This is a genomic window from Bacillus sp. MYb78 (assembly GCF_002975115.1).
In the GTDB taxonomy this organism is placed as follows: Bacteria; Bacillota; Bacilli; order Bacillales; family Bacillaceae_G; genus Bacillus_A; species Bacillus_A cereus.
On record NZ_PCOB01000012.1, the window covers coordinates 49,041 to 75,102 of the forward strand.

Below are 26,062 nucleotides of genomic sequence, written 5' to 3' on the forward strand. Positions count from 1 at the left end.
AATCACTGATTCAGTTTTGTAAAGTTTCATAGAGTATGTAAGAAAAGAGAGTGTTGTAAATGCTCTCTTTTCTTATGCTTTGTGAGTTCGTTCATCATAGTATATGTGTTCAGTTATAGATGGTTAATAAACGAAAAAATTTAAAACTTTTTTGTTTAGGCAGGGATTTTATATTTGAGTAAATAAATATACTATGAAGTATTTTTTATACGAATATTGGAGGAGTATAAAATGAGTTTAGCAAGTTACATAGGCTGTAATGTAGAAATTCCGTTAACGGAGCCCGATTCTAATGATGTAATTGTTTTTGGACCATGTTTTGCAGATGAAAGTATGCTTGAAATTGTACAAGAGTATCAATTCCAAAAAAATTACATATATGAGGTTTCAACTAGTTGGGGAATTGAACTTGTCGAGTGGCAAAACGTAAAGGAAAAAAAGAAGCGAAAGAAAAACTTTTAACTTTATGCAAGATTATGGAAGGTTATTTGGAAGATGGAGACTATTTCGAATTATTCAGTTGTTGGGTTGGTGATGAAGATAAGGAACGAGTAGGGGAATTGAAATTAAAAATAAATCATTTTAATATAGATGAATTATGTATTCCAGAAAGAACATTAGTTAGGATAGAAAAATAAACATTGAAATATTTTTTAAGAAAAGGCGATTTCACTTTGTGTGAAGTCGCCTTTTAGTTGTTATATGCATTTTACATAAGAAATGAGAAGTTTATTTGATAAAGGAAAAAGTATGGAGATAAATAAAATTATGTTTTTTGTTAAAAAATAATAAGTATGGCTCTTCTCAAAAGAACGTAAGTTCGTGTATAATAAGAACGAATGTTCTTTTGAGAGGTAACCTAATTATAGTTTAGAAGTAAATCCGAGTTTAGTGCGTATTAAAAATAACTAAGGGATAGTATGGCTAAATAAATGTATAAATGATCAAGGAGATAAAAATGAACGATGTAAAGATACAAAAAGAAGAAAGAGAGTGGGTTCCGTTTACAGTAATATCCGAACAACTTTTAAATATGAGAAAGATTATTGGAGAGAAATTAAAAGTACAAAAACCGCTTTTAACAAACGAAGCAAAAGAGAGAATTTCTGATAAATTATTAACGTCATTACTGTCTGAGAAAGAAATATTGGTAACATATTTTGAAGATGGTTACATACTAACAAACTACATGACTGTTGTACATATCAATCCGGTAAAACAAATTGTAATTTGTACAGACGCCTTTTATAAAACTTACGTATTTAACGCTATGGATATTATTGAAATAACGTAAAAGAAGCTGAATATTAAATGACAGCTTCTTTTATTTCTGATTTATGAGACAAATAATACAAGAAAAAGCAGCTAGCTTCGTGCTAGCTGCTGAGCCCCAGGGAAAGGGAGAAAAAGATAGGGTACTCCAAAATCAACAAGAGCTGTCAAACAGCCTGATTATAGTATAGACAAATTAAAATTTTCTATACAAAAAGTTGAACATAAGATTAGGCTGTACCCACTTGGTTTTGATCTGCAAGGTCAGAATCAAATGTATTGGTCGCGCTAACACCGCTAAAAGTATTAACAACAAAACCAACGTTTGATGCGCCAGAACCATTATAAGCTTTCGTATTTTCTTTTGGAGAAACGTTGTAGAAATCACCTAAGTTAAATGAACCATTACTATTTTGTACAACTAAATTCCCTACAACTGATGGCATAATTTTCACCTGCTTTATAATAAGTTGTTAACATTACTATATGGAGTTATAGTCCAGATGGTTCATATAATAAAAATTGTGGAATAGTAAAACGTTTGGAGCATGGATTTCAATAAAAGTGTGTTAAAATTAATATAATAAAGTTGAGTAATTTTTTAAAAAAATTTGTATAATTGATATATACGAAAATAAAGGAGGCAAAATGTAATGAAAGATATTATGAAAAAAGTTGATTTAACAGATGCCAAATCAAGTAATCTTGTTGCACTAATTTATAGTAATGAAGTTATATTAGTTGAAGACGCATTTTGTCCAAATGAAATAAAATTAAAGTTTAATGAAATTGCAATTTTATCTGCAATTAAAACAGCTCATATTGCGAAAGTGTCTATTAGGAAAGAACTTGAAGCGCTTTTTCATGATACGGGTGTTATATTAGTGAAACAAAATGTTGATTATGGTAGTAGCCAATCTATTACCATGCATTTTGAGCAATTTAAAAAATTGCAATATGAGATTGAATATTTAAATAAAAGTATGTAATAAGGCAGCTAAATAAAGGTTCTATCATAAAGGTGGAATGTGTTGTGTTGAAAAAGTGGTTTGAAAATTATTTGGGTGAATCGCATTGTAAACATAAATATATTTTTATTAAGATGCAGGATAATGAGGATTTTAAAAAAGTACATTAGGTGTAGTTTATATTTACCAGTGTGAGAAATGTGGAAAAGAGAAGTTGAAATGTAAAAACGATAATGAAATAAACAATGAATTTTTAGATATATAGCAAAAAGTAACCATGATGGTTACTTTTTTTATTTATGTATGCAATATCAAAACCATTACTAAAGTATGAGTTGAGTTGATACTATAGTAAATGGCTGAATAAAAATGAAGAGAGTAAGATATAGGGAAGGAGGATGAGAGAAATGCAGAGAAAAGAAATTGGTAAATCTGTAATTATTACAGGTGTGACACAAGGGTTAGGACGTGCGATGGTTGACCGATTTGATGAATTAGGGTGGAACATATATGGTTGTGGACGTTCAAAAGATAAAATTGAAGAACTAAAAAAACAGTACAGTAAAATACATGATTTTCAAGTAATTGATGTTTCAGATTCTCAGCAAGTTAACAACTGGGCAAATTATATACTTAATAGACATACGGCTCCCGATATGATAGTAAATAATGCATCGATTGTAAATCAAAATGCACAACTTTGGAAAATTACGGCTCAAGAATTCGAAAATGTAATGAATGTAAACGTGAATGGTGTAGTAAATGTAATAAGAGCGTTTGTTCCCACAATGGTAGCTAGGAAAGAAGGAATTATCATTAATATGAGTTCTAGTTGGGGGAGAGAAGGTGAAGCTGAGCTTGCGCCATATTGTGCCTCGAAATTTGCAATTGAAGGTATCACTAAATCTATGGCACTGGAATTACCTCATGGCATGGCTGTAGTTGCTTTAGATCCTGGAGGGAGTATTAGTACTCCAATGCTGAAGTCATGTGCGCCACAATATATAAATGAATCACCTACACCTGAAACTTGGTCACATAAAGCAACTCAATATATATTGAATATAACAATAGATAAAAATGGAGATTCATTGACATGCCCAGCATGCATATAAAAAGCACCTTTAAGGTGCTTTTTATATTAGTAGCACATTATATCATTCACAAAATTACATTTGAAAAATAAAATAAAAGATTAAGGGTGGAATTTATTTATTCCGCTATTTGCCGATCAGTAAGACCCCCACCTCAAAATTCAGCGAAAGCAAAGAATTTAGGCGGGGGATGAAGAAAACCCCACTGATTAAAGTTTCACTTTATTTTGAAGGGTTTAGAAAATATTTAAATAGGTGATAAAAATGAATCCAAGCGGTTTAAAAGTTACAGGGGCATGGTTTCAAGTAGGAGGGAACCTTACAGCTGCAATTGGAACGACAAGAGGATTTATTGGAGAAGAGAAAGTTGAATCGGATCTTGTTATTGTAGGAAGCTCATTACAAGCCCTCGGGTATATATTACAAATCATTGCGAGCAATTATGATGATGGGGAAGAAAAAAGAGAAAATCAAAATATAGGCTTAGAGAATCAAAGTAAATTACTTGATCAAATAGGAATTGAGCTATTAGCATTAGGGAATATATCAAATGTAATAGGAACATATTTTAATATAAATGAACAATCGAAAGAAAATGATTATCTTATTATTACAGGGAACAGTTTACAATCGATCGGTGCTTTTTTAGGAATAGAAGCAGCTTTGATGGATATAAATGTACTACAGAAAATTATTATATTAGGTAACTCCATGCAAAGTTTAGGTGCTGGATTACAAGCGTATCAAGGTGTTTCAAATGTATTGAAAGATGAGAGAGAAAATGAAGATAGTATTTTTGATAAGAAGGATGAGAGAATAATTGCACTCATTGGTATTTGGATACAAGCGATAGGAACGTTAATTTCTGCAATTGGAGTAACTGCAATAGAGGAAGAAAATAGGCTAGAAAACAATGAAAAGGTTGAAATACTTATATAAATAGAAGGAGATACATGAATTTTATAGGTACGTTAAGATTAAAATAGTAGTAGGTTTTTTTGCCTATAGATAGAATATATAAAGTAAGAGATGTTATATATACTTAATGAAAATTTATGTAACAACAACATCATAAGGTTTCTTTACGTATGTTTTGAAAAGGGATATATAAAATACAAAATAAGGAGTTTTCAAGGGATGATGTATTTATTAGCAATTTTTCTTCCACCTGTTGCTGTACTATTTTGTGGAAAACCAATTCAGGCAATAATAAATTTCATATTAACATTAATATTTTGGGTTCCAGGAGTTATACATGCAATTCTTGTAGTGCATGATAAAAAAGCTGATCGGCGTTTGAAAAAACAAATTCAAGCATATGATGAAATTAATAAGAGGAATCGAAGATAATTCATCTGTGAAATGTTTTTAAAAGAAAGGAGGATTAACCTCCTTTTTTTAGTGGGTGTTAAGTTTAAATTTTTGTGTGGCGGAAAGAATTTTTAATATAAGTTTTATGATAATAACTTTTAGATTGTGCATGTAATAGGCCAGTATAAATACTTTCTGGTACATTAAAGAAATCGTACATACCGTTCTTTAATTGGATTCGCAAAATCATAGAAAAAGGATTATAGCCAACAGCAACTATATTTTTTGAAATCACGGGAGATAGCTTCATCATTACGCAACTCCTCACTTTTCATTTTTAATAATTTCTTGTATATGTTGAGGTTGTGATGTTGAAATCCTTATAATTTAAGAGGTATTATACTTATATGCAATATATTAAATGTTTGTTATACGTAATTATAAGGAAGTTCACACGAAGTACATATCGTTGTGCTATTTTTATTTCACCTTTGATTTATAAATAAGAAAATATTGACCATTTGAAAAAAAGGTATATTATTTATACGAGGTATTAAAAATTCACTTTTTACATTCTATGCTTAAAGGGGCAGCGTTATTAGGAAAAATAGAAGTGAAAATAGTTTGTATAAGAAGTATTCTAAAATTTATAATCTGTGAATTGGGAAAATATTGAATGCTCCAGGTCAATATACTTTCTTAATCAAATGCATTTTAGAAAGTGACCTCAATATTTTTAAGTAAATCAACGGGAGAATTGAAAGGCAGGAGAAAGTAACATGTCAGAAAATTATCGTTCTCGAGAGGAACGACGACAAGTTAAAAAGAAAAAACAACCAGCTTCTAAAACACAAAAACCAAAAGGTAAAACATCATTCTTTCGCAAGTTTTTAATTACTTGTTTATTACTTGGTATTGTTGGTTTAGTAGCGGGGGTTGCTACCTTTTTCGTAATGATTAAGGATGCACCAAAACTTGAGAAAGCAAAACTTGTTAATCCGTTATCCTCAAAAATTTATGATAAAAACGGGGATTTGGTATATGAATATGGAAAAGAAAAAAGGACGAATGTTACGTATGAGCAAATACCTAAATTAGTAGAAAATGCATTTTTAGCAACAGAAGATTCACGTTTTTATGAGCATAGCGGAGTAGATTTTAAAGGTACTGCGCGTGCTGTTCTAGTAAGTCTTAAGGGAGATTACGGTTCTCAAGGTGGAAGTACGATAACACAGCAAGTTATTAAAAACTACTTCTTATCAATGGACAAAACACCAAAGCGTAAGGCGCAAGAAATATATTTAGCTTATAAGCTAGAACAACAGTATTCAAAACATGAAATATTAGAGATGTACTTAAATAAAATTAACTTAGGAAACCGTTCATATGGGATCGCAACAGCAGCACAAAACTACTATGGTAAAGAATTGAAGGACTTAACATTACCAGAAGTTGCGATGCTGGCAGGTTTACCGAAAGCACCGAATAACTATGATCCAACGAAAAAAGAAAATGTTCAAAAAGCAACAGAAAGAAGAAATGTTGTTCTAAACTTAATGAATCGACATGGATATATAACAAAACAGGAAATGGAAGAAGCATCAAAAGTTGACGTAGAAAAGGGACTCAAGCCTGCAACTCAACTACAAACAATGCCATACCCTGCATTTATGGATGCAGTTGTGAAAGAAGTAGAAAAAGAATTGCCAGATGCTAATATTGGTTCTGATGGTTTAGAAATTTATACAACGTTAGATCCGAAAGCGCAGAAACTTGCTGATAATATTTTAAATAATAATATCATTGATTATCCGAACGATAAATTCCAAGGTGCATTTACATTTATGGATACGAAAACAGGAGAAGTTCGTGCTATAGGTAGTGGCCGTGGAGAAAATAAAGCTGTATTTAAAGGGCATAATATGGCAATTGAATTAGATCGTGCAGCTGGTTCAACGATGAAGCCGATTTTCGACTACGCTCCTGCAATTGAATATTTAAAATGGGCTACTTACCATCAAATTGATGACTCTCCATTTAAGTATTCAACGGGACAAGAAGTACGAAATTCAGATAGAAGTCATATGGGCCCTATTACAATGCGTGTAGCATTAGAAAAGTCACGAAATATCCCAGCAATTAAGACTGCGAAAGAAGTTGGAATTAATAAATCAAAAGACTTCTCTGAGAAATTAGGCATTACATTTAATACGGCACCGACTGAATCAACAGCGATTGGTACAAATGAAGTATCACCAACTGAAATAGCGGGCGCTTATGCGGCATTTGGTAATGATGGTAAATATACGAAACCGCATTTTGTTAAGAAAGTCGTTTATCCAGATGGTAAGTCACAAAGTTTTGGACAAAAACCAAAACAAGTTATGACAGATTCTACAGCATATATGATTACAGATATGCTTCGTTCTGTAGTTACATCAGGTACTGGTACATCTGCAAATATAGCATCTTTAGATGTAGCTGGTAAAACGGGTACGACAAACTACTCATCAAAACAATTAGCTCAATATAAAATTCCAGAAAGTGCAACTCGTGATAGTTGGTTTGCTGGATATACACCGCAATATACGATGGCAGTATGGACAGGGTATATGAAAGATGGTAAAGACGAGTATATTAGTAGTAAAAATACGAAAATTGCACAGTTGATCTTTAAAGAAATGATGAGTGAAATGGCTACAGATAAATCACGCTTTAAAATGCCAAGTAGCGTTATTCAAGAAGGTAGTGAGCTACGTATAAAAGGTGAAAAACGTGATTCATCGCCAAATACTAGCGTACCGGATACAACGGAGCAACCAAAACAAGATCAACAGCAAAAAACTGAAGAAGAGAAAAAGCAAGAAGAATTAAAGAAACAAGAAGAACTGAAAAAACAAGAAGAGCAAAAGAAACAAGAGGAACTTAAGAAGCAAGAAGAACAAAAGAAACTAGAAGAGCAAAAGAAACAAGAAGAAGAAAAGAAACAAAATGAACAAAATAACGGAAATGGTCAAGGAACGACACCTCCAGCGAATAACGGAGGAGGCCAAGGAACGACACCTCCAGCAAATAACGGAGGAGGCCAAGGAACGACACCTCCAGCGAATAATAATGGAGGTCAAGGAACTCCAACCCCACCTGCAACAGTACAACCAAATAATGGTGGAAATGCAGGAGAGGTTCCTGCCAATAATGGACAATAAGAAAAATTTATAGAAAAGTTTTCAAAAGAGCACTTAAGATTTGTAGGAATTTACAATCTTAAGTGCTTTTTTTATTTTGCTACAGAAAATGTAATGTTAAGGGCTGGATAGAAGAAAAAGAGTGAATTAACGTAAAGAGAGGAAAGTCTATTTGCAAAAGATGGTATGTGTTGGTTATCCCGCAAAGTGACTAACTGTGATGAATCATATAAAGTATTAAATAAGTAAAAATTATATTCAAATCTTTAATAAATATCTTTCTTTAATGGTTACTTTAGTTGGGGGGGAATAATTTAAAAAGTCGAATTTCTTATTTAGGAAATTCGACTTTTTATGTTGAAACTGGAGTGAGGTTAATCTTTATTGCAATGTAGGGGGAATACAGTGATGGCTATTAAATGTTAAACGTGCCATAAAAATTTTGAAAATAAATTGATGGGAAATGATAAAAGACTTGAGCCTGAGGTGGTGGAGCGTAGCTAGGGTGATAAAAGGTAGTGCTACTTGGATGGGCACCATGATGCCAAAATGAAGGGGTAGCTTGACCTGGTGATTGGTATTGTTGCCAAATTGCTGGAAGTTCAATGCCGACATCGGAACTTGCTGTATGAACGGCGGGGGCATGTATTTCGGGTATCGAAGGAACCGTGACAGTTACTCTTGATGATAATACCCACATAAAATAATCACTCCTAAGTTGTGATAATAAATTAGTATATTCTTTTCACACGTATAAAGGTACATATATAGGACTTTCGTTTAAAACATGCGTACAAAGTCTTAAGACTAATGTAAGCTGATGGTGGACTATTTAATATGAAAAGATACGTCTATTTGCGGAGGGAAAAGAGATCAATAAAATGTACAATGAGGGTGTTAATCGTAATATTTTACGAGTGTATGGAGGTATTTTTATGGAACGATTATGGACGAAATCATTTATTCAAATGACTTTCGCAATGTTATTTTTATTTACAGGATTTTATTTACTTGTTCCAACGCTCCCGCTCTTTATTAAAGAGATAGGTGGCAATGAATCGCAAGTTGGACTCATGATGGGAATGTTTACAATAGCTGCTGTTGTAATACGACCGATTATTGGAGGAATGTTAGATCAATATGGTAGAAGATCCTTTATTATTTTCGGACTCATCTTTTTTGGATTAACGATGTATTCCTATAATATAGCATCGACTATTGTCCTTTTAGCTGTTTTACGTGTTATTCACGGAGTAACATGGGCTGTTTCTACAACAGCTGTTGGAACAGCAATAACGGATATTATTCCAGATTCACGCCGCGGTGAAGGTATGGGTTGGTACGGGATGGCGATGACAATTGCAATGGCGATCGGACCTATGATTGGATTATGGGTTGTGCAAAATTATTCATTTCATGGTCTGTTTTTATTAGCGACGTTGTTATCTTTTATGGCAGTCGTATTATCACTAATAACGAAGATGCCATTTACGCCACAAAAAGAAAAAGGGAAAATTCAGCTATTTGAGAAATCCGTATTAACAATCACGATTGTAGTATTCTTTTTATCGTTTGCATATGGAGGAATAACAACCTTTTTACCGTTATTTGCATCATCAATTCATGTAAACCCGGGAACTTTCTTTCTTGTATATGCAATTGCATTAACAATTGTAAGACCAATTTCAGGGAAACTATTAGATAAGTATGGAGAAGTATTCATCATACTCCCAGCATTATGTATTACTATTTTAGCTATAGTTGTTTTAACTATTTCAAATGGTTTGTTAGGTGTAATTATCGCAGCAACATTATACGGTATTGGATTTGGATCAGCGCAGCCAGCTTTGCAAGCGGCAATGCTTACAATTGTTGATCCGAGTAAAAGAGGAGTTGCAAATGCTTCATTTTTTACAGCGTTTGATTTAGGAATCGGGTTAGGTGCTATTTTACTTGGAGTTGTTTCACAAATGTTTGGTTATCGTATTTTATTTTCAGGGAGTGCAATTTCGGCATTAATAGCCTTAATTATTTTCGTCTTCTTTGTAAAACAACGATTAGGAAAAAAAGAGTTTGCGTAAACTGGAGGAATAAAGATGAAAATTTCAATTGATCGTAAAGCTCTGCAATGGTTCCAGGAAGAATTACGTATAAAGCACGGTGAATCTGTACGTTTTACTGTAAGGTACGGAGGGGATAGTTCAATTCAGCCCGGATATTCTTTAGGGGTTGTTGCTGAGAAACCAGAGGGGGAAATAGTGTCAGTTGAGAAGGAAGGTATTATATTTTTTGTAGATTCTGATGATCTTTGGTATTTTCAAAACTATGATTTATTTGTAAGTTATCATGAGGAGATGGAAGAAATTCAATTTAATTATGTAAAATAATAACTTTATTAAAAATGAATAAGTTTTATATAAAAATTATATTTAAGAGATAGTGAAATAAATATCATATAGTAACGAGCTGTATTTATGTACAGCTCGTTTTTTTATTTCTCAAATAAAATTAGAATAATTGTATATTTGGCGGTGTTATATGAAAAATCTTTATATCTTGTTTTTGAAAATACGCAAAGAAGTCTATTCTTTCTTTATAAAATATAAGAATTATTTTCAAAAAATTGTATTGTTACAGTAAGAAAAGTGTAGGAAACTTATCATTATAAAATAAATTGAAATCTTCTAAAAACTCTGATACATTGAAATAGAAATGTAGTTTCACAATATTGTAAAGGCTTACAGTTATGTGCACGAAGATCTATTAGGATTGGAGGAAATAATGATGAAAGCTGAAGAAAAATTTTCCCCGGGATTAGATGGTATAGTGGCAGCGGAGACGAAAATCTCGTTTCTTGACACAGTAAAAGGTGAAATTGTAATTCAAGGGTATGACTTAATCGAACTCTCAAAAACAAAAGAGTATTTAGACATTGTGCACCTTTTATTGGAGGAACACCTACCGAATGAAGATGAAAAAGCAACACTTGAAAAGAAATTAAAAGAAGAATATGCAGTACCAGAAGGTGTATTCAACGTACTAAAGGCATTGCCTAAAGAGACGCATCCCATGGATGGATTACGTACAGGTGTGTCAGCGTTAGCTGGTTACGATAATGATATCGAAAACCGCTCGTTAGAAGTGAATAAAAGCCGAGGGTACAAGCTGTTAAGTAAAGTGCCAAACATTGTAGCGAATAGCTATCATATTTTAAATAATGAGGAGCCAATTGAACCTCTTAAAGAATTATCTTATAGTGCGAATTTCTTCTATATGTTAACTGGTAAAAAACCAACTGAACTTGAGGAAAAGATCTTTGATCGTTCCCTTGTTTTATATAGTGAGCATGAAATGCCAAACTCTACATTTACAGCTCGCGTTATTGCATCAACACAATCAGATTTATACGGTGCTTTAACAGGTGCAGTTGCATCTTTAAAAGGAAGTTTACATGGCGGTGCAAATGAAGCGGTTATGTACATGCTTTTAGAAGCTGGTAATGTTGAGAAATTTGAAGAGTTATTACAGAAGAAATTATATAACAAAGAAAAAATTATGGGCTTTGGACACCGTGTTTATATGAAGAAGATGGATCCAAGAGCACTTATGATGAAGGAAGCTTTAAAACAGTTATGTGATGTAAAAGGTGATTATACACTATATGAAATGTGTGAAGCTGGAGAAAAGATTATGGAAAAAGAAAAAGGAATTTATCCAAATCTTGATTATTATGCAGCTCCAGTATATTGGATGCTAGGTATTCCAATTCAACTTTACACACCTATCTTCTTTAGCTCTAGAACAGTGGGATTATGTGCGCACGTTATTGAGCAACATGCAAATAATCGTTTGTTCCGTCCGCGTGTAAATTATATTGGCGAGCGACATGTACTTAGTAAATAAGAACAACTGGGGAGTTGTTAGCACCGCCCGCCAGATGGGTGTTTGACCGACACCCATCATTAATAATAACGAATTTTCGACAGAAAGGGAAGGATAGCATGATTAAAACAAATGAAATTAAGCAAAAAGATGCATTATTAGAAGAGATTACGGATTATGTATTAAATAAAGAGGTTACTAGTGCAGAAGCATTCAGTACAGCTCGTTACGTATTACTTGATACACTTGGATGTGGAATTTTAGCATTACAATATCCAGAATGTACGAAATTACTAGGACCAGTTGTGCCAGGAACAGTCGTGCCAAATGGTACACGTGTACCAGGTACGTCTTATGTACTAGATCCAGTAAAAGGTGCATTTAATATCGGATGTATGATCCGTTGGTTAGACTATAACGATACTTGGCTTGCAGCAGAGTGGGGACATCCATCTGATAACCTAGGCGGAATTTTAGCGGTCGCAGATTATATTAGCCGTGTTCGTATTTCAGAAGGAAAAGAAGCTTTAAAAGTACGTGAAGTATTAGAAATGATGATTAAAGCACATGAAATTCAAGGCGTGCTGGCTTTAGAAAACAGCTTAAACAGAGTTGGTCTTGACCATGTATTATATGTAAAAGTAGCAACAACTGCAGTAGTTGCGAAAATGCTTGGCGGAACACGTGAAGAAATCTTTAATGCATTATCACATGCGTGGATTGATAATTCTAGTCTTCGTACATATCGTCATGCTCCAAATACAGGCTCACGTAAATCATGGGCTGCAGGTGACGCAACGAGCCGCGGTGTTCATCTTGCAATGACTGCTCTAAAAGGTGAAATGGGTTATCCAACAGCATTATCTGCGCCAGGATGGGGATTCCAAGATGTATTATTCAATAAACAAGAATTAAAATTAGCAAGACCACTAGAGTCATATGTAATGGAAAATGTATTATTTAAAGTGTCATATCCAGCAGAATTCCATGCACAAACAGCTGCAGAATGTGCAGTGAAGTTGAATCCGGAAATTAAAGAGAGATTGGATGAAATTGACCGCATTACAATTACAACTCATGAATCAGCAATTCGTATTATTGATAAAGAAGGTCCATTAAATAACCCAGCTGATCGTGATCATTGCTTACAATACATTACGGCAATTGGTTTATTAAAAGGAGATATCGTTGCAGACGATTATGAAGATGCAGTAGCAAACGATCCACGTGTAGACGAATTACGTAATAAGATGGTTGTTGTTGAAAACAAACAGTACAGTTTAGATTACCTTGACCCGAACAAGCGCTCAATCGCCAACGCTGTTCAAGTTCACTTTAAAGATGGCACAGTAACAGAAAATGTGGAATGTGAATATCCACTTGGTCACCGTTTCCGTAGAGACGAAGCAATTCCAAAAGTTGTTCAAAAATTCACTGCAAATATGGCAGGTCATTATTCTAGTAAGCAACAAGAACAAATTCATGAAGTTTGTTTAAATGAAGAAAAGCTAGAAAATATGAATGTAAATGAATTTGTAGATCTATTCTTAATTTAATAATAGGGGGAATTTAGAATGGCTTGGGTTGTGAAAAAGCAGTCAACACAAGAGGAGCTTGCGAATCGATTCCGAGCTTTAGTAGAAGCAAATGAAATTTTGCAAATTCCAGGTGCTCATGATGCAATGGCGGCTTTAGTTGCAAAAAATACAGGTTTTTCAGCTCTTTATTTATCAGGAGCTGCTTATACTGCAAGTAAAGGCTTACCAGATTTAGGTATCGTGACGTCTACTGAAGTGGCTGAGAGAGCAAGAGATTTAGTAAGAGCTACAGACTTACCTGTTCTTGTTGACATTGATACAGGATTTGGTGGTGTACTAAATGTAGCGAGAACAGCTGTAGAAATGGTGGAAGCGAAAGTAGCAGCTGTCCAAATTGAAGATCAGCAATTACCAAAAAAATGTGGACATTTAAATGGTAAGAAACTTGTTACTACAGAAGAATTGGTTCAAAAAATTAAAGCGATTAAAGAAGTTGCACCGAGCTTATACATTGTAGCACGTACTGATGCTCGCGGCGTTGAAGGATTAGATGAAGCAATTGAAAGAGCAAATGCATATGTAAAAGCAGGTGCAGATGCAATTTTCCCTGAAGCGCTTCAATCAGAGGAAGAATTCCGTCTATTTAATAGCAAGGTAAATGCACCTTTACTTGCGAATATGACTGAATTCGGAAAAACTCCATATTATAGTGCAGAGGAATTTGCGAATATGGGCTTCCAAATGGTTATTTATCCTGTAACTTCACTTCGCGTTGCAGCGAAAGCGTATGAAAATGTGTTTACTTTAATTAAAGAAACAGGTTCTCAAAAAGATGCACTTTCTAATATGCAAACGAGAAGTGAATTATACGAAACAATTTCATATCATGACTTTGAAGAGTTAGATACTGGTATTGCAAAAACAGTATTATCAGAAGATCAATAGATAAAGCAGCGAAGGCGATGAAAATACATCTTTGGCAAAATAAAATGCTTGATGTGAAAAATCATCGCCTTCTATTTTCAAAAAAGATATTCCACTCATCGTAGACGAGCATAAGCAAAAAGCTATGAAAGCCGAATGATAGGGGGATACATATGGAGAAAACGAAGTTACCATGGGATGAATTTTTTTCACTCAATAAAGATATAAATCATACTTACTTTACACCAGAAGATTTTTCAGGTGATGAAGATTTAATCGCAAAAACGACAGAACAATTCGTTAAACAAGAAATTGTTCCACAAATGGAGAATATTGAACAACATAACTATAAAGTTTCTCGTCAATTATTTGAGAAAGCTGGGGAACTTGGATTATTAGGCATTGAGGTACCAGAAGATTATGGCGGGTTCGAGTTAGGAAAGGCTGTCTCAGGTCTTGTAGCAGAGAAAATGGGTTACGCTGGTGCGTTTAGCGTTTCTTTTAATATACACGCTGGTGTCGGTACATTGCCTTACATATATTATGGAACGAAAGAACAGAAAGAAAAATATTTACCGAAAATCGCATCGGGAGAATGGATTGGTGCTTATGCTTTAACTGAGCCAAATGCTGGTTCGGATGCATTAAGTGCAAAAACAAGCGCCGTATTGAATGAAGAGGGAACAGCTTGGAAGTTAAATGGTGAGAAGCAATGGATTACAAATGCTCATATGGCAGATGTATACGTTGTTTTTGCGAAGACAAATAAAGGAATGACAGCGTTTATTGTCGAAAGAACATGTGAAGGTGTATCTATTGGATTAGAAGAAAAGAAAATGGGGATTAAAGGTTCTTCAACAGCGACTCTTATTTTAGAAGATGTTGTCATCCCTGCTGAAAATGTTTTAGGGGAAGTTGGGAAAGGGCATCACGTAGCCCTTAATATTCTTAACTTTGCAAGACTTAAACTTGCTTTTGGAAATATTGGAACAGCAAAACAAGCAATTGGTTTGTCGGTTCAATATGGAAAAGAGCGAAAACAGTTCCAAACGGAATTAGTAGACTTTACGATGATTCAAGAAAAAATTGCAAATATGATCATTGCTACATATGGAGCAGAAAGTGCAGCTTATCGTACAGCAGGTGTAATCGATGAAGCAATTCATGAGAGCGATGAAGATCTTATGAAGAAAATGTCCCAATTTGCAATTGAATGTGCACTTAATAAAGTGAACGCTTCTGAAACACTTGCTTATATCGTAGATGAAGCTGTACAAATTCATGGTGGTTATGGTTATATGCAAGAGTATGAGGTAGAACGATTATATCGTGATGCTAGAATTAGTCGTATTTTTGAAGGAACGAATGAAATTAATAGATTAACAGTTGCCAAAATGTTAATGAAGCAAATCGAACAATTAGAAGATACTGAAGTAGAAAGTGATGTAGCAAATGTCGAAAGAAACCATCGTTACATTTTATTAGCGAAAAAATTGTTGAAACAATCTTTGAAAACGCTCTCTAAAACTCCAGGTCTAAAAATCGACCAAGAACAAGAATATTCACGTGTAATTTCAAATATGTTGACGGACGTGTACGTCATGGAATCAGCGTTTTTACGTACGAGAAAAGCGGTAAGTAAAAATGGTGAGGAAAAAGAACGTACGAAGCAACTCATAACGGATGTTATTTGTGAAGAAGGATACCGTAAAGTAGAAGAAGCAGCGATTTCTGTACTTTCGGCGGCTGTCACAGAAGAACAAGATAGACATGTGATTTTAGCTGAAATCCGTCAATTATTAGTACCTTTATACACGAACGTATTTACGAAGAAGAGAGAAATTGCGAAAGCTATTATAAATCGCGGGAAATATATTGTGTAAATAGGAGGAAAGCGATATGAAAAAGATTGGTTTTATCGGTTTAGGTAACATGGGTCTTCCGATGTCAAAAAATCTAGCTAAATCAGGTTACACAGTATATGGCGTGGACTTAAATAAAGAGGCAGAAGCGTCCTTTGAAAAAGAAGGCGGAATTATCGGTCTATCAATCTCAAAACTAGCAGAAACATGTGATGTAGTTTTTACAAGTTTACCTTCACCTCGCGCTGTTGAAGCGGTATATTTTGGAGCAGAAGGATTATTTGAAAATGGTCACTCGAATGTAGTTTTCATTGATACAAGTACGGTATCGCCGCAGTTAAACAAACAATTAGAGGAAGCTGCAAAGGAAAAGAAAGTAAACTTTTTAGCAGCACCTGTGAGCGGCGGTGTAATTGGAGCCGAAAATCGTACATTAACGTTTATGGTTGGTGGATCAAAAGAGGTATATGAGAAAACGGAATCTATCATGGGCGTTCTAGGCGCGAACATTTTCCATGTTAGTGAGCAGATTGATAGTGGTACAACTGTTAAGTTAATTAATAACTTATTAATTGGTTTTTATACAGCTGGTGTAAGTGAGGCTTTAACATTAGCGAAAAAGAACAATATGGATTTAGATAAAATGTTTGATATTTTAAATGTAAGTTACGGCCAAAGCAGAATTTATGAACGTAATTTTAAAAGTTTTATAGCACCTGAAAACTACGAGCCAGGATTTACTGTGAACTTATTGAAGAAAGATTTAGGGTTTGCAGTTGACTTAGCTAAGGAAAGCGAACTCCATTTACCGGTAAGCGAAATGTTATTAAATGTATATGACGAAGCGAGTCAAGCTGGATATGGTGAAAACGATATGGCTGCTTTATATAAGAAAGTTAGCGAGCAATTAATTTCTAATCAAAAATAAATTATACAAAGGAGAGAATACAATGATTACAACTGAAATTAAACGAGTGAGAAATCACATTAACGGTGAGTGGGTTGAATCGACAGGTACGGAAGTAGAAGCAGTTCCAAATCCAGCGACTGGAAAAATTATCGCTTACGTTCCACTATCTCCAAAAGAGGATGTTGAAAAAGCTGTTGAAGCGGCAAAAGCAGCATTCGAAACATGGTCTAAAGTACCAGTTCCGAATCGTTCAAGAAATTTATATAAATATTTACAGCTATTACAAGAAAACAAAGATGAGCTTGCAAAAATCATTACGCTAGAAAATGGTAAGACGCTAACGGATGCAACAGGTGAAGTACAGCGTGGTATTGAAGCGGTAGAACTTGCAACATCGGCACCTAATTTAATGATGGGACAAGCGCTTCCGAATATTGCTAGCGGAATTGATGGATCAATTTGGCGCTACCCAATCGGAGTTGTTGCTGGTATTACACCGTTCAACTTCCCAATGATGATTCCATTATGGATGTTCCCACTTGCAATTGCTTGCGGTAATACATTCGTATTAAAAACATCGGAAAGAACGCCACTTTTAGCGGAGCGACTTGTAGAATTATTCTATGAAGCAGGTTTCCCAAAAGGCGTATTAAATTTAGTACAAGGCGGAAAAGATGTTGTAAATAGCATTTTAGAAAATAAAGATATTCAAGCTGTTTCGTTCGTTGGATCTGAGCCGGTAGCTCGTTACGTATATGAAACAGGTACAAAACACGGAAAACGTGTACAAGCGTTAGCAGGTGCGAAAAACCATGCGATTGTAATGCCAGATTGCAATCTTGAGAAAACAGTACAAGGTGTAATTGGATCTGCATTTGCAAGTAGTGGAGAGCGCTGTATGGCATGCTCAGTAGTAGCAGTAGTGGATGAAATTGCTGATGAATTCATTGATGTATTAGTAGCAGAAACGAAAAAATTAAAAGTAGGCGATGGCTTTAACGAAGATAACTATGTTGGACCATTAATCCGTGAATCTCATAAAGAGCGCGTTTTAGGCTATATTAATAGCGGTGTAGCAGATGGGGCAACTTTATTAGTAGATGGCCGTAAAATTAATGAAGAAGTTGGAGAAGGTTACTTTGTAGGTGCGACAATCTTTGATGGCGTGAATCAAGAAATGAAAATTTGGCAAGATGAAATTTTTGCTCCAGTATTAAGCATTGTACGTGTTAAAGATTTAGAAGAAGGTATTAAACTAACAAATCAATCTAAATTTGCAAACGGTGCGGTTATTTATACGTCAAATGGTAAACATGCACAAACATTCCGTGATAACATCGATGCTGGTATGATCGGTGTAAATGTAAACGTTCCAGCACCAATGGCATTCTTCGCATTTGCAGGAAATAAAGCTTCATTCTTTGGTGATTTAGGTACAAATGGTACAGATGGCGTTCAATTCTATACACGTAAAAAAGTTGTAACTGAGCGCTGGTTTTAATATAGAGTAAACAGCCAAATCAGCTATTAAATGAAAACCACCACCACTATTAATAGTGGTGGTGGTTTTCATCTTGTTAATTATTTTTTTCAAAAGCTAGTTTAATACCAAATCCAATTAGGACGACTCCTGTTAGCCCTTGAATATAACGTTGCGTCTTTGGTTTTTTCATAAAAGCACTAATTTTATCAATTAAAAATATATAAAATGCAAACCAAATGACTGTTAAAACGAGGTAAGTAAGGCCCATTACAAGAAGTTGAATAAATGTATTATGATTTGGATTTAAAAATTGCGGTAAAAAAGTTAAAAAGAAGACTGCAACTTTAGGATTTAATAAATTTGTAAGAAATCCTTGGCGAAAGCAAGAAGTATGTTCGTTTTCATTATTCAAAGATAGATCATTTGTATCTAAGTTTTCTTTGTTTCTTACTGCTAAAAGGGCTTTAATACCGATATATATTAAATAGAGAGCCCCAACGTACTTGAAAATAGAAAATAAAAGAGCTGACTTTACAATAAGTGCAGAAAGACCAATTACAGCAGCTAAAGTATGAATTAATAGTGCAATACATGTACCAAACACTGTTTTCACTCCACCGATTTTACCAGCAACCAATGTGTTTTTCGTAGCCATTGCTGTATCTGGACCAGGTAAAATGATAAGGCAAATAGACATAATGATGAAAAGAAGATAATTTTCTATCATAGCCGCCCCTCCTTTTTATTTTTAGAATATTTGATTAAAATCAGTGTAGCACAAAAATGGATTTAATAAAATTACATTTTATTAAAAATTATTAAATAAAAAAGGCTATATAGTAGCTGTAATTACACTACTATATAGCCTCGATTTTATCCCGCTATTTGCGAGTAGTAAGATTTCCACCGCACAAGATTTAACTGGAGCAAAGAAGTTAGGTGGGGGATGAACAAAGCACCCACTCATTACAGTTTCATATTATGCATTAAGTAAATTAAAGAAACGATTCACATCTTCTTCTGAAACGTCAATTAACTGTTTATATTTATAATTCGGATTTTGATCTTTATCAACGACAACGGAGCGTACTCCTTCGAAGAAATCTTCATGTCTCATGAAGTTTTTAGCAAGTATAAGGTCCGTAGCGAAACATTCTTCAACGGATTTATCTTGTCCATCAATAAACTGTTTTAATGTTACTTTTAGTGAAATAGGTGATTTTGATAACAGTGTTTCTTTCGTTTTTAGAGCAAAGGAGCTTTCATCTTTCTCCAATGAATGGATGATTTCTTCAATTGTATCGTAAGCAAAATGTGAATTAATTACTTCTAATGAAGGAGTCAGCTCGCTTTCTAAGTTTGGAGCAGTTGCGAATGTACGAATAACTTCTTTTAAATTAGTATGTACATCAACTTCTTTATGCCAATTTACACTTTCAAGTTCAGTAAGAAACTCTGGTAATGAATCAGATGTCATAAAGTAATCAGCAGCATTAATAAATAATACGTCAGAAGCTTTTAAAATAGATGCTGTTAAAGCAACGAAGCGTCCTGTATATCCAGGTGCTTTATTTAAGAAATATGCAGCTCCGACGTCTGGGAAGAAGCCGATATTCATCTCTGGCATTGCCCATTTCGTACGTTCAGTTACAATGCGATACTTCGCACCATTTGTAAGACCGACACCACCGCCCATTACAATTCCATCTAAACAAGCAATAATCGGTTTTGTATATTGATAAATATATGTATCAATTTCATACTCTTCTTCAAAAAAACGTTCTGCATGTTGCAATGCCACTTCATTGGAACGCGCTTCATAAAGAGTTTTAATGTCGCCACCTGCACAAAAACCTTTTGTGCCAGCTCCTTTTAACACGATAAGTGCAATACGCTCATCGTGTTCCCACTCTTTAAGTTTTTGTCCGATAGGTTGTAACATGTCATAAGATAAAGAATTAAGTGCTTTTGGACGGTTTAAAGTAATTGTTGCAACGCCGTTTTCACTAACAGAAAATAAAACGTGTTCAGTCATAATGCATCCTCCTTTACATATCTTCTTATTCTTAATTCTTGATATGTACTGAAATGTCCTTTATAAATTTTGTCAAAAGTTGACGGTAAATATTAATTTGGTCACCGCATATTTTGACGAGTTATCTTTGCAGGATTTCAGAGACTGAGGGGGAATATTACAACATTACTGTAAGTGTAATTATTTGAAGTTATAATGATAAAAGCGCTATTATATAGGTGTGAATTGTTCATTATCAATTCTAAAAAGAGTGTTTGAAGAAAAAATGAATCGTACAATTGTAATAAAAAATTTTACACTGAATTAGAAATAGAGAAAGGAGAAATCGGAATGCCAGGACCTTTACTATTGTCGGTTATTATTTTGTCTTCTTTAATGATAGGGATAACGCAGTATTTTCATCATACAGATACGACAGAAGAAGTGAAGGATAAAGTACGTCTCGTATTTCCGATTTTTATAATATCTATTTCATTCTGTATTTTATTAAATAAAGATGGGTACATTGTCGCAGTGTTCTCATTTTTCGTCGCAATCGTTTTAATTACCGTTTTATATTATGTAATGAAAGACTTTATACAAAAATAAAGATGTCACAATAGGCATTTTTATTTTGGAGAAAATATAAAATTTCACATACCGTATTTTATATAAAATACATAAAACATATAACAATAGAAAAGTGTGTACTTTGCTGTGTATGTACTTGTCAATCTTGCATAGCCACTATACTATTAAAATGTAGAGATTATAAAAAGGGGTTGTATCTATCATGAAATTTGAGATGCACACAAAAATTATTTCAAATGAAAAAGAAGTAAGATTACATATTGAAGAAAATATATTTCAATTAATATTGGATGGTTATCACTTATTTACAATTCAAGAAATATTGCCTTTATATAAATCAAATGAAGAAAGAATTGGAAGTGCAACGATATTGAAGCTAGAGTGGGAGAACGGAAAAACTACAATAAACTATCAACTCGTTTCACTAAAATCAGTAAATTAAAAGGAGTAGAAAAATATGAAGTTATTTCATACAGCGGATTGGCATTTAGGTAAGCTTGTTCATGGCGTGTATATGACTGAAGACCAAAAGATTGTATTAGATCAGTTTGTACAGGCTGTTGAAGAAGAAAAACCAGATGCTGTAATTATTGCAGGGGATTTATATGACCGAGCAATTCCACCTACAGAAGCAGTAGACTTATTAAATGATGTGCTGCAAAAAATAGTTATTGATTTACAAACACCAGTTATTGCAGTAGCTGGTAATCATGATAGTCCGGATCGTATCCATTTTGGGAGTAGTTTAATGAAAAAACAGGGATTACATATTGCAGGCCAATTTCAATTCCCGTATGAACCTGTTGTACTAAATGATGAATATGGAGAGGTTCACTTCCATCTAATACCGTATGCAGACCCAAGCATAGTTAGACACGTGTTGAAAAATGAAGATGTACGTTCTCATGATGATGCGATGCGCATTTTTATGAATGAGCTCTCTGAAACAATGGATAAAGAAGCTAGACATGTATTTGTTGGACATGCATTTGTAACTTCTTCAGGAGAAGCGGAGGAGAATACAAGTGATGCAGAACGACCACTTTCAATTGGTGGTGCTGAATATGTAAATAGTCATTATTTTGATAAGTTTCATTACACAGCGCTTGGACATTTACATCAAGCGCATTTCGTACGTAATGAGACCATTAGATATTCAGGTTCACCACTTGCCTATTCAATTTCTGAAGAGAAACATAAAAAAGGTTATTACATTGTAGAACTGAATGAAACTGGTGAAGTAGCAATTGAAAAAAGGTTACTTTCACCACGTCGTAAAATGCGAACAGTAGAAGCGAAAATAGATGAATTATTACAGCACCCAGTAAGTGAAGATTACGTATTTGTAAAATTATTAGATGAAAACCCTGTCTTACAGCCAATGGAGAAAATACGATCTGTATATCCAAATGCAATGCACGTTGAAAGAGCGATGCAAAGGCGAGAACTCACAGATACAAATGAAGTAACGGTTTCAAGACATAAAACGGATGATTTATCTCTTTTAAAGGCTTTCTATAAAGAAATGAAAGGGTTAGATTTATCAGAAGAGAAAGAACGTCTATTTATAGATGTATTACAAACAGTGCAAGAACGGGAAGGTGAACGAGGATGAGACCGATTCAGCTTATTATGACAGCATTCGGGCCATATAAACAGAAAGAAGTAATCGATTTTGAAGATCTTGGAGAACATCGTATTTTCGCTATTTCTGGGAATACGGGAGCTGGAAAAACAACGATTTTTGATGCGATTTGTTATGTGTTATATGGTGAGGCTAGTGGAGAAGAACGTAGTGATACGAGCATGCTTCGAAGTCAATTTGCTGATGATGATGTTTATACAAGTGTAGAACTAACCTTTCAATTAAAAGGGAAACGCTATGAAATAAAAAGACAACTTGGACATAAAAAACAAGGGAATAAGACCATTACAGGACATGCAGTAGAATTATATGAAGTTATTGATGGAGAAAACGTTCCAGCCGTCGATCGTTTTCATGTAACAGACGTAAACAAAAAAGTGGAAGATTTAATTGGGTTAAGTAAACATCAATTTAGTCAAATTGTTATGTTACCACAAGGTGAATTCCGAAAACTATTAACATCTGAGACGGAAAACAAAGAAGAGATTTTACGTCGTATTTTTAAAACGGATCGTTATAAATTAATGCGTGAGTTACTTGATCAAAAGAGAAAACAATGGAAAGATGTTTTACAAGAAAAACAAAAAGAGAGAGAGCTCTATTTCCGTAATGTTTTTAAATTACCAATCCGTGATGGAGCATTATTAGAGACATTAGCGGCACAAGAACATGTAAATACGCATCAAGTAGTAGAAGCGTTAGAACAAGAAACAACAGTGTATAAGGCAGAGGTTGAGCAATTACAAGTAGAACAAGATGTTCAAACGAAGCAATTAAAGGATGCAGAAACACGTTTTCATGCAGCAAAATCTGTAAATGAGAAATTTATAGATTTACAACAAAAGAATGAGAAATATAACACTTTACAAGAGAACCGTGCAGCAATTGAAAGGAAAGAAAAATCCTTTAAACGTGCGGAACAAGCAAAGCGCTTATTACCATTTGAACAATGGTATGAAGAAGCGATGCAAAATGAGCAGAAAGCTGAAAGTTTGTTAAAACAGATAATCGTCAAACAAGAACAGATAATGAACAGCTTTGAACTTGCTCAGGAGAAGTATGAAGTAGTAAAGAATAAAGAAGCTGAACGAGAAGAGGCTAAAAAACTTGTTCAAAGATTAGAAGAGTTACAAGCAATCATTGAATCATTAGCTGAGAGAAAGCTGAATTTACAAAATGCCGAAATTCAAATAGGGAAATTAAAAGAAAGTATGCAAAAGTTGGATCAACAACTAGAAGAGCATACAAGCCAAAAACAGAGAATGTCTGATGAATTGCAGCAATTAGAACAAGCACTTGAGCAATATGTAGCTAAAGTAGAAGAACTAACGAATATGCGAGAAGATGCAAAAGTTTTAAAGCAAGCGTATGATGTTTGGCAAGAAAAACAAAAATTCGAGCAAGAAAAAGAAGTGGCAAATAATAAAATGCACGTGGTAGTTCGTGCATATGAAAACATGGAGCGCCGTTGGTTAAGTGAACAAGCTGGTATATTAGCTCTTCATTTACATGACGGTGCATCTTGTCCGGTATGTGGTAGTACGAATCATCCGCAAAAAGCTACAGAGCAAAGTAATGCGATCGATGAAAAAGAGTTAAACGATTTAAGAGATAAGAAGAACATTGCTGAAAAATTACATGTGCAAGTAGAGGAGAAATGGAATTTTTATCGACTACAATATGAACAAGTGATAGAAGAAGTTGTGAAGCGTGGCTATAACTCCGAAAAATTAGTTGAAACATATAGTGTACTTGTTCAAAAAGGAAAACAATTAGCAGCAGACGTTAATACGTTAAAAGCAAGTGAAGAAACACGTAAGCAGATTGCTGCGAACATGAAAAGCGTAGAAGAAAGAATAGAAGAACTTCAGAAACAAAAACGGGAAGTAGAAATAATGCAGCACCGTACAGAAATGGAGTGCATGCAACTTCGTACGTCATATGAACATGATAAACGAAATATTCCAGAAAACTTGCAAACAGTACAAGCTTGGAAAGCACAGTTTGACCAAGCTATGCACGAACTTAGGTTAATGGAGGACGAATGGAAGAAAGTGCAGGAAGCGTATCAACATTGGCAAAATGAAAATATACGTATTCAAGCAGAACAGAAAGGTGCTTCTAATCAATTTGAAAGTGCAAAATTGAAGAAAGAAGAGACTTTCGCACGCTTTATGAAAGAGCTAGAACAAAGCGGATTTACAGATCAATTCACGTATAAAGAAGCCAAATTAAGCGATGCCGAGATGGAGATGTTACAGAAAGAAATTCAAGGTTATTATTCATCTCTTGAAGTGCTTGCAAAACAAATTGAAGAGCTAAACTCAGAATTAAAAGATAAAGAGTATATGGATATTACATCTTTAGGTGAACACATAAAAGAACTAGAAATTAATCTCGATATAATTAAAGAAAAACGTCAACGTGCGCAAAATGCAGTAACATATATTTCTGATTTACATGAAAACATTAGAAGTATTGACGAACAAATTCACGAGGAAGAAAAAGCCTTCCAAGAACTTGTTGACTTATATGAAGTAATGAAAGGTGATAACGAGAGCCGTATATCATTTGAACGTTACATTTTAATTGAGTATTTAGAACAAATCGTTCAAATCGCAAACGAACGACTACGTAAATTATCAAATGGACAATTTTATTTAAAACGAAGTGAACGAGTTGAAAAAAGAAACCGTCAAAGTGGATTAGGCTTAGATGTATACGATGCATACACTGGCCAAACACGCGATGTAAAAACACTTTCCGGCGGAGAGAAATTTAACGCATCACTTTGCCTAGCGCTAGGGATGGCAGATGTCATTCAAGCATATGAAGGTGGTATTTCCATCGAAACGATGTTCATCGATGAAGGGTTCGGTTCATTAGATGAAGAATCATTAACGAAAGCAGTAGATGCTTTAATTGACTTACAAAAATCAGGCCGATTTATCGGTGTCATTTCACACGTACAAGAATTGAAAAACGCAATGCCAGCTGTATTAGAAGTAACGAAGCAGAAGGATGGGTGTAGTCAGACGCGGTTTGTGGTGAAGTAAGCTTAAAAAATGGAGTAGGGAATCTACCGATACTTTTAGTGTCATATATATGAATAATAAAACGTCGTCTCTTCATATTGGAGGCGACGTTTTATTTTATAAAATATCTATGAATTATCTGTAGAAGGCGGCGTATTCTCCAAACGATTATAAGCTTTAAAAGCTGAAATTGCTGAAATAACCCCGCCTACTAAAAATAAAGTCGATCCTCCAACTAAGATGATACGACTGACATATGTTTCCCGTGCTTCTTCGACTTCTTCTTGTAACGCTGTAGGCATATGAATCCTCCCTTTATAAAAGTTGTTTTATAAATAGTATATACAA

At 34.2% G+C, this 26,062-nt stretch carries 26 protein-coding genes and 1 pseudogene; 21 read left to right on the forward strand and 6 right to left on the reverse strand.

Features of this window, described 5'->3' with window-relative positions:
- Positions 1–231 precede the first annotated feature (231 nt).
- The 3 genes from CQ064_RS34115 to CQ064_RS20980 all read left to right on the forward strand — a co-directional run bounded on the left by CQ064_RS34115 (position 232) and on the right by CQ064_RS20980 (position 1,294).
- Positions 232–462, forward strand: a complete 231-nt coding sequence (locus tag CQ064_RS34115) for a KH domain-containing protein (protein WP_000050521.1) — start codon at positions 232–234, stop codon at positions 460–462.
- Entirely contained in the window at positions 417–638 is a 222-nt protein-coding gene (locus tag CQ064_RS34120; protein WP_002093987.1) for a hypothetical protein, read from the forward strand. The genes CQ064_RS34115 and CQ064_RS34120 overlap by 46 nt, the downstream gene beginning before the upstream one ends.
- A gap of 320 nt (positions 639–958) precedes the next feature.
- Positions 959–1,294: a YolD-like family protein gene (locus tag CQ064_RS20980; protein ID WP_002093988.1), complete on the forward strand. Its 336-nt coding sequence runs from the start codon at positions 959–961 to the stop codon at positions 1,292–1,294.
- Positions 1,295–1,502: 208 nt separating this feature from the next.
- Here CQ064_RS20980 and gerPF read toward each other — a convergent pair whose 3' ends face one another.
- Positions 1,503–1,718: a spore germination protein GerPF gene (gerPF, locus tag CQ064_RS20985; protein WP_001141569.1), complete on the reverse strand. Its 216-nt coding sequence runs from the start codon at positions 1,716–1,718 to the stop codon at positions 1,503–1,505.
- A 207-nt stretch (positions 1,719–1,925) separates the two neighbouring features.
- Here gerPF and CQ064_RS20990 point away from each other — a divergent pair, with 207 nt between their 5' ends.
- The 5 genes and pseudogenes from CQ064_RS20990 (at position 1,926) to CQ064_RS21010 (ending at position 4,684) form a co-directional block, all read left to right on the forward strand.
- Positions 1,926–2,261 (forward strand): hypothetical protein, encoded by a 336-nt coding sequence (locus CQ064_RS20990; RefSeq protein ID WP_000651909.1) that lies wholly within the window; start codon positions 1,926–1,928, stop codon positions 2,259–2,261.
- A 44-nt stretch (positions 2,262–2,305) separates the two neighbouring features.
- A pseudogene (locus CQ064_RS20995) lies at positions 2,306–2,505 on the forward strand (hypothetical protein).
- A 142-nt stretch (positions 2,506–2,647) separates the two neighbouring features.
- Positions 2,648–3,355: an SDR family oxidoreductase gene (locus CQ064_RS21000; protein WP_001189039.1), complete on the forward strand. Its 708-nt coding sequence runs from the start codon at positions 2,648–2,650 to the stop codon at positions 3,353–3,355.
- Positions 3,356–3,598: 243 nt separating this feature from the next.
- Positions 3,599–4,273, forward strand: a complete 675-nt coding sequence (locus tag CQ064_RS21005) for a DUF6944 family repetitive protein (RefSeq protein WP_001069868.1) — start codon at positions 3,599–3,601, stop codon at positions 4,271–4,273.
- Between the two features lie 198 nt (positions 4,274–4,471).
- On the forward strand, positions 4,472–4,684 hold the full coding sequence (locus CQ064_RS21010; protein WP_000990219.1) for a YqaE/Pmp3 family membrane protein: 213 nt from the start codon (positions 4,472–4,474) through the stop codon (positions 4,682–4,684).
- A 64-nt stretch (positions 4,685–4,748) separates the two neighbouring features.
- Here the strand turns inward: CQ064_RS21010 and CQ064_RS21015 are convergent, their stop codons facing one another.
- Positions 4,749–4,958, reverse strand: coding sequence for a KTSC domain-containing protein (locus CQ064_RS21015; protein ID WP_000977080.1), 210 nt, complete (start codon positions 4,956–4,958; stop codon positions 4,749–4,751).
- A gap of 466 nt (positions 4,959–5,424) precedes the next feature.
- On the opposite strand from CQ064_RS21015, the gene CQ064_RS21020 reads away from it, so the two are divergent.
- On the forward strand, positions 5,425–7,851 hold the full coding sequence (locus CQ064_RS21020; RefSeq protein ID WP_024927965.1) for a transglycosylase domain-containing protein: 2,427 nt from the start codon (positions 5,425–5,427) through the stop codon (positions 7,849–7,851).
- Positions 7,852–8,245: 394 nt separating this feature from the next.
- Here the strand turns inward: CQ064_RS21020 and CQ064_RS21025 are convergent, their stop codons facing one another.
- Positions 8,246–8,530 carry a hypothetical protein gene (locus tag CQ064_RS21025; protein ID WP_000270103.1) on the reverse strand — a complete coding sequence of 95 codons (285 nt, stop codon included), beginning with the start codon at positions 8,528–8,530 and terminating at the stop codon, positions 8,246–8,248.
- A 235-nt stretch (positions 8,531–8,765) separates the two neighbouring features.
- On the opposite strand from CQ064_RS21025, the gene CQ064_RS21030 reads away from it, so the two are divergent.
- The 8 genes from CQ064_RS21030 to CQ064_RS21065 all read left to right on the forward strand — a co-directional run bounded on the left by CQ064_RS21030 (position 8,766) and on the right by CQ064_RS21065 (position 18,447).
- Positions 8,766–9,911 carry an MFS transporter gene (locus CQ064_RS21030; protein ID WP_014482022.1) on the forward strand — a complete coding sequence of 382 codons (1,146 nt, stop codon included), beginning with the start codon at positions 8,766–8,768 and terminating at the stop codon, positions 9,909–9,911.
- A 15-nt stretch (positions 9,912–9,926) separates the two neighbouring features.
- Positions 9,927–10,217 (forward strand): HesB/YadR/YfhF family protein, encoded by a 291-nt coding sequence (locus CQ064_RS21035; protein ID WP_000703228.1) that lies wholly within the window; start codon positions 9,927–9,929, stop codon positions 10,215–10,217.
- 394 nt (positions 10,218–10,611) lie between these two features.
- Positions 10,612–11,733 carry a citrate synthase gene (gene mmgD, locus CQ064_RS21040; RefSeq protein ID WP_001987369.1) on the forward strand — a complete coding sequence of 374 codons (1,122 nt, stop codon included), beginning with the start codon at positions 10,612–10,614 and terminating at the stop codon, positions 11,731–11,733.
- A 98-nt stretch (positions 11,734–11,831) separates the two neighbouring features.
- The gene (prpD, locus tag CQ064_RS21045) at positions 11,832–13,268 is read left to right on the forward strand and encodes a 2-methylcitrate dehydratase (protein ID WP_000598140.1); all 1,437 of its coding nucleotides are present in this window, start codon (positions 11,832–11,834) and stop codon (positions 13,266–13,268) included.
- A gap of 18 nt (positions 13,269–13,286) precedes the next feature.
- Positions 13,287–14,195 (forward strand): methylisocitrate lyase, encoded by a 909-nt coding sequence (prpB, locus tag CQ064_RS21050; RefSeq protein ID WP_000312640.1) that lies wholly within the window; start codon positions 13,287–13,289, stop codon positions 14,193–14,195.
- A 152-nt stretch (positions 14,196–14,347) separates the two neighbouring features.
- Complete coding sequence (locus tag CQ064_RS21055; RefSeq protein ID WP_000415995.1) at positions 14,348–16,057, forward strand: acyl-CoA dehydrogenase family protein; 1,710 nt, start codon at positions 14,348–14,350, stop codon at positions 16,055–16,057.
- Positions 16,058–16,073: 16 nt separating this feature from the next.
- Complete coding sequence (locus CQ064_RS21060; protein ID WP_000719400.1) at positions 16,074–16,964, forward strand: NAD(P)-dependent oxidoreductase; 891 nt, start codon at positions 16,074–16,076, stop codon at positions 16,962–16,964.
- Positions 16,965–16,986: 22 nt separating this feature from the next.
- Positions 16,987–18,447 (forward strand): CoA-acylating methylmalonate-semialdehyde dehydrogenase, encoded by a 1,461-nt coding sequence (locus CQ064_RS21065; RefSeq protein ID WP_000633369.1) that lies wholly within the window; start codon positions 16,987–16,989, stop codon positions 18,445–18,447.
- 76 nt (positions 18,448–18,523) lie between these two features.
- Here the strand turns inward: CQ064_RS21065 and CQ064_RS21070 are convergent, their stop codons facing one another.
- Positions 18,524–19,156, reverse strand: coding sequence for a LysE family translocator (locus tag CQ064_RS21070; protein WP_000572348.1), 633 nt, complete (start codon positions 19,154–19,156; stop codon positions 18,524–18,526).
- Between the two features lie 252 nt (positions 19,157–19,408).
- Positions 19,409–20,464, reverse strand: a complete 1,056-nt coding sequence (locus tag CQ064_RS21075; RefSeq protein WP_000134922.1) for an enoyl-CoA hydratase/isomerase family protein — start codon at positions 20,462–20,464, stop codon at positions 19,409–19,411.
- Between the two features lie 330 nt (positions 20,465–20,794).
- Here CQ064_RS21075 and CQ064_RS21080 point away from each other — a divergent pair, with 330 nt between their 5' ends.
- The 4 genes from CQ064_RS21080 to CQ064_RS21095 all read left to right on the forward strand — a co-directional run bounded on the left by CQ064_RS21080 (position 20,795) and on the right by CQ064_RS21095 (position 25,735).
- Positions 20,795–21,052: a hypothetical protein gene (locus CQ064_RS21080; protein ID WP_001119409.1), complete on the forward strand. Its 258-nt coding sequence runs from the start codon at positions 20,795–20,797 to the stop codon at positions 21,050–21,052.
- 184 nt (positions 21,053–21,236) lie between these two features.
- On the forward strand, positions 21,237–21,476 hold the full coding sequence (locus tag CQ064_RS21085; protein ID WP_000667344.1) for a DUF2584 family protein: 240 nt from the start codon (positions 21,237–21,239) through the stop codon (positions 21,474–21,476).
- A 15-nt stretch (positions 21,477–21,491) separates the two neighbouring features.
- A complete protein-coding gene (locus CQ064_RS21090; RefSeq protein WP_000765150.1) occupies positions 21,492–22,649 on the forward strand; it encodes an exonuclease SbcCD subunit D in 1,158 nt (385 codons plus the stop codon).
- Positions 22,646–25,735 carry an AAA family ATPase gene (locus tag CQ064_RS21095; RefSeq protein WP_001247452.1) on the forward strand — a complete coding sequence of 1,030 codons (3,090 nt, stop codon included), beginning with the start codon at positions 22,646–22,648 and terminating at the stop codon, positions 25,733–25,735. Before CQ064_RS21090 ends, CQ064_RS21095 begins: the two co-directional genes overlap by 4 nt.
- 107 nt (positions 25,736–25,842) lie before the next feature.
- Here the strand turns inward: CQ064_RS21095 and CQ064_RS33685 are convergent, their stop codons facing one another.
- Entirely contained in the window at positions 25,843–26,016 is a 174-nt protein-coding gene (locus CQ064_RS33685) for a hypothetical protein (RefSeq protein ID WP_001141668.1), read from the reverse strand.
- Between the last annotated feature and the right edge of the window lie 46 nt (positions 26,017–26,062).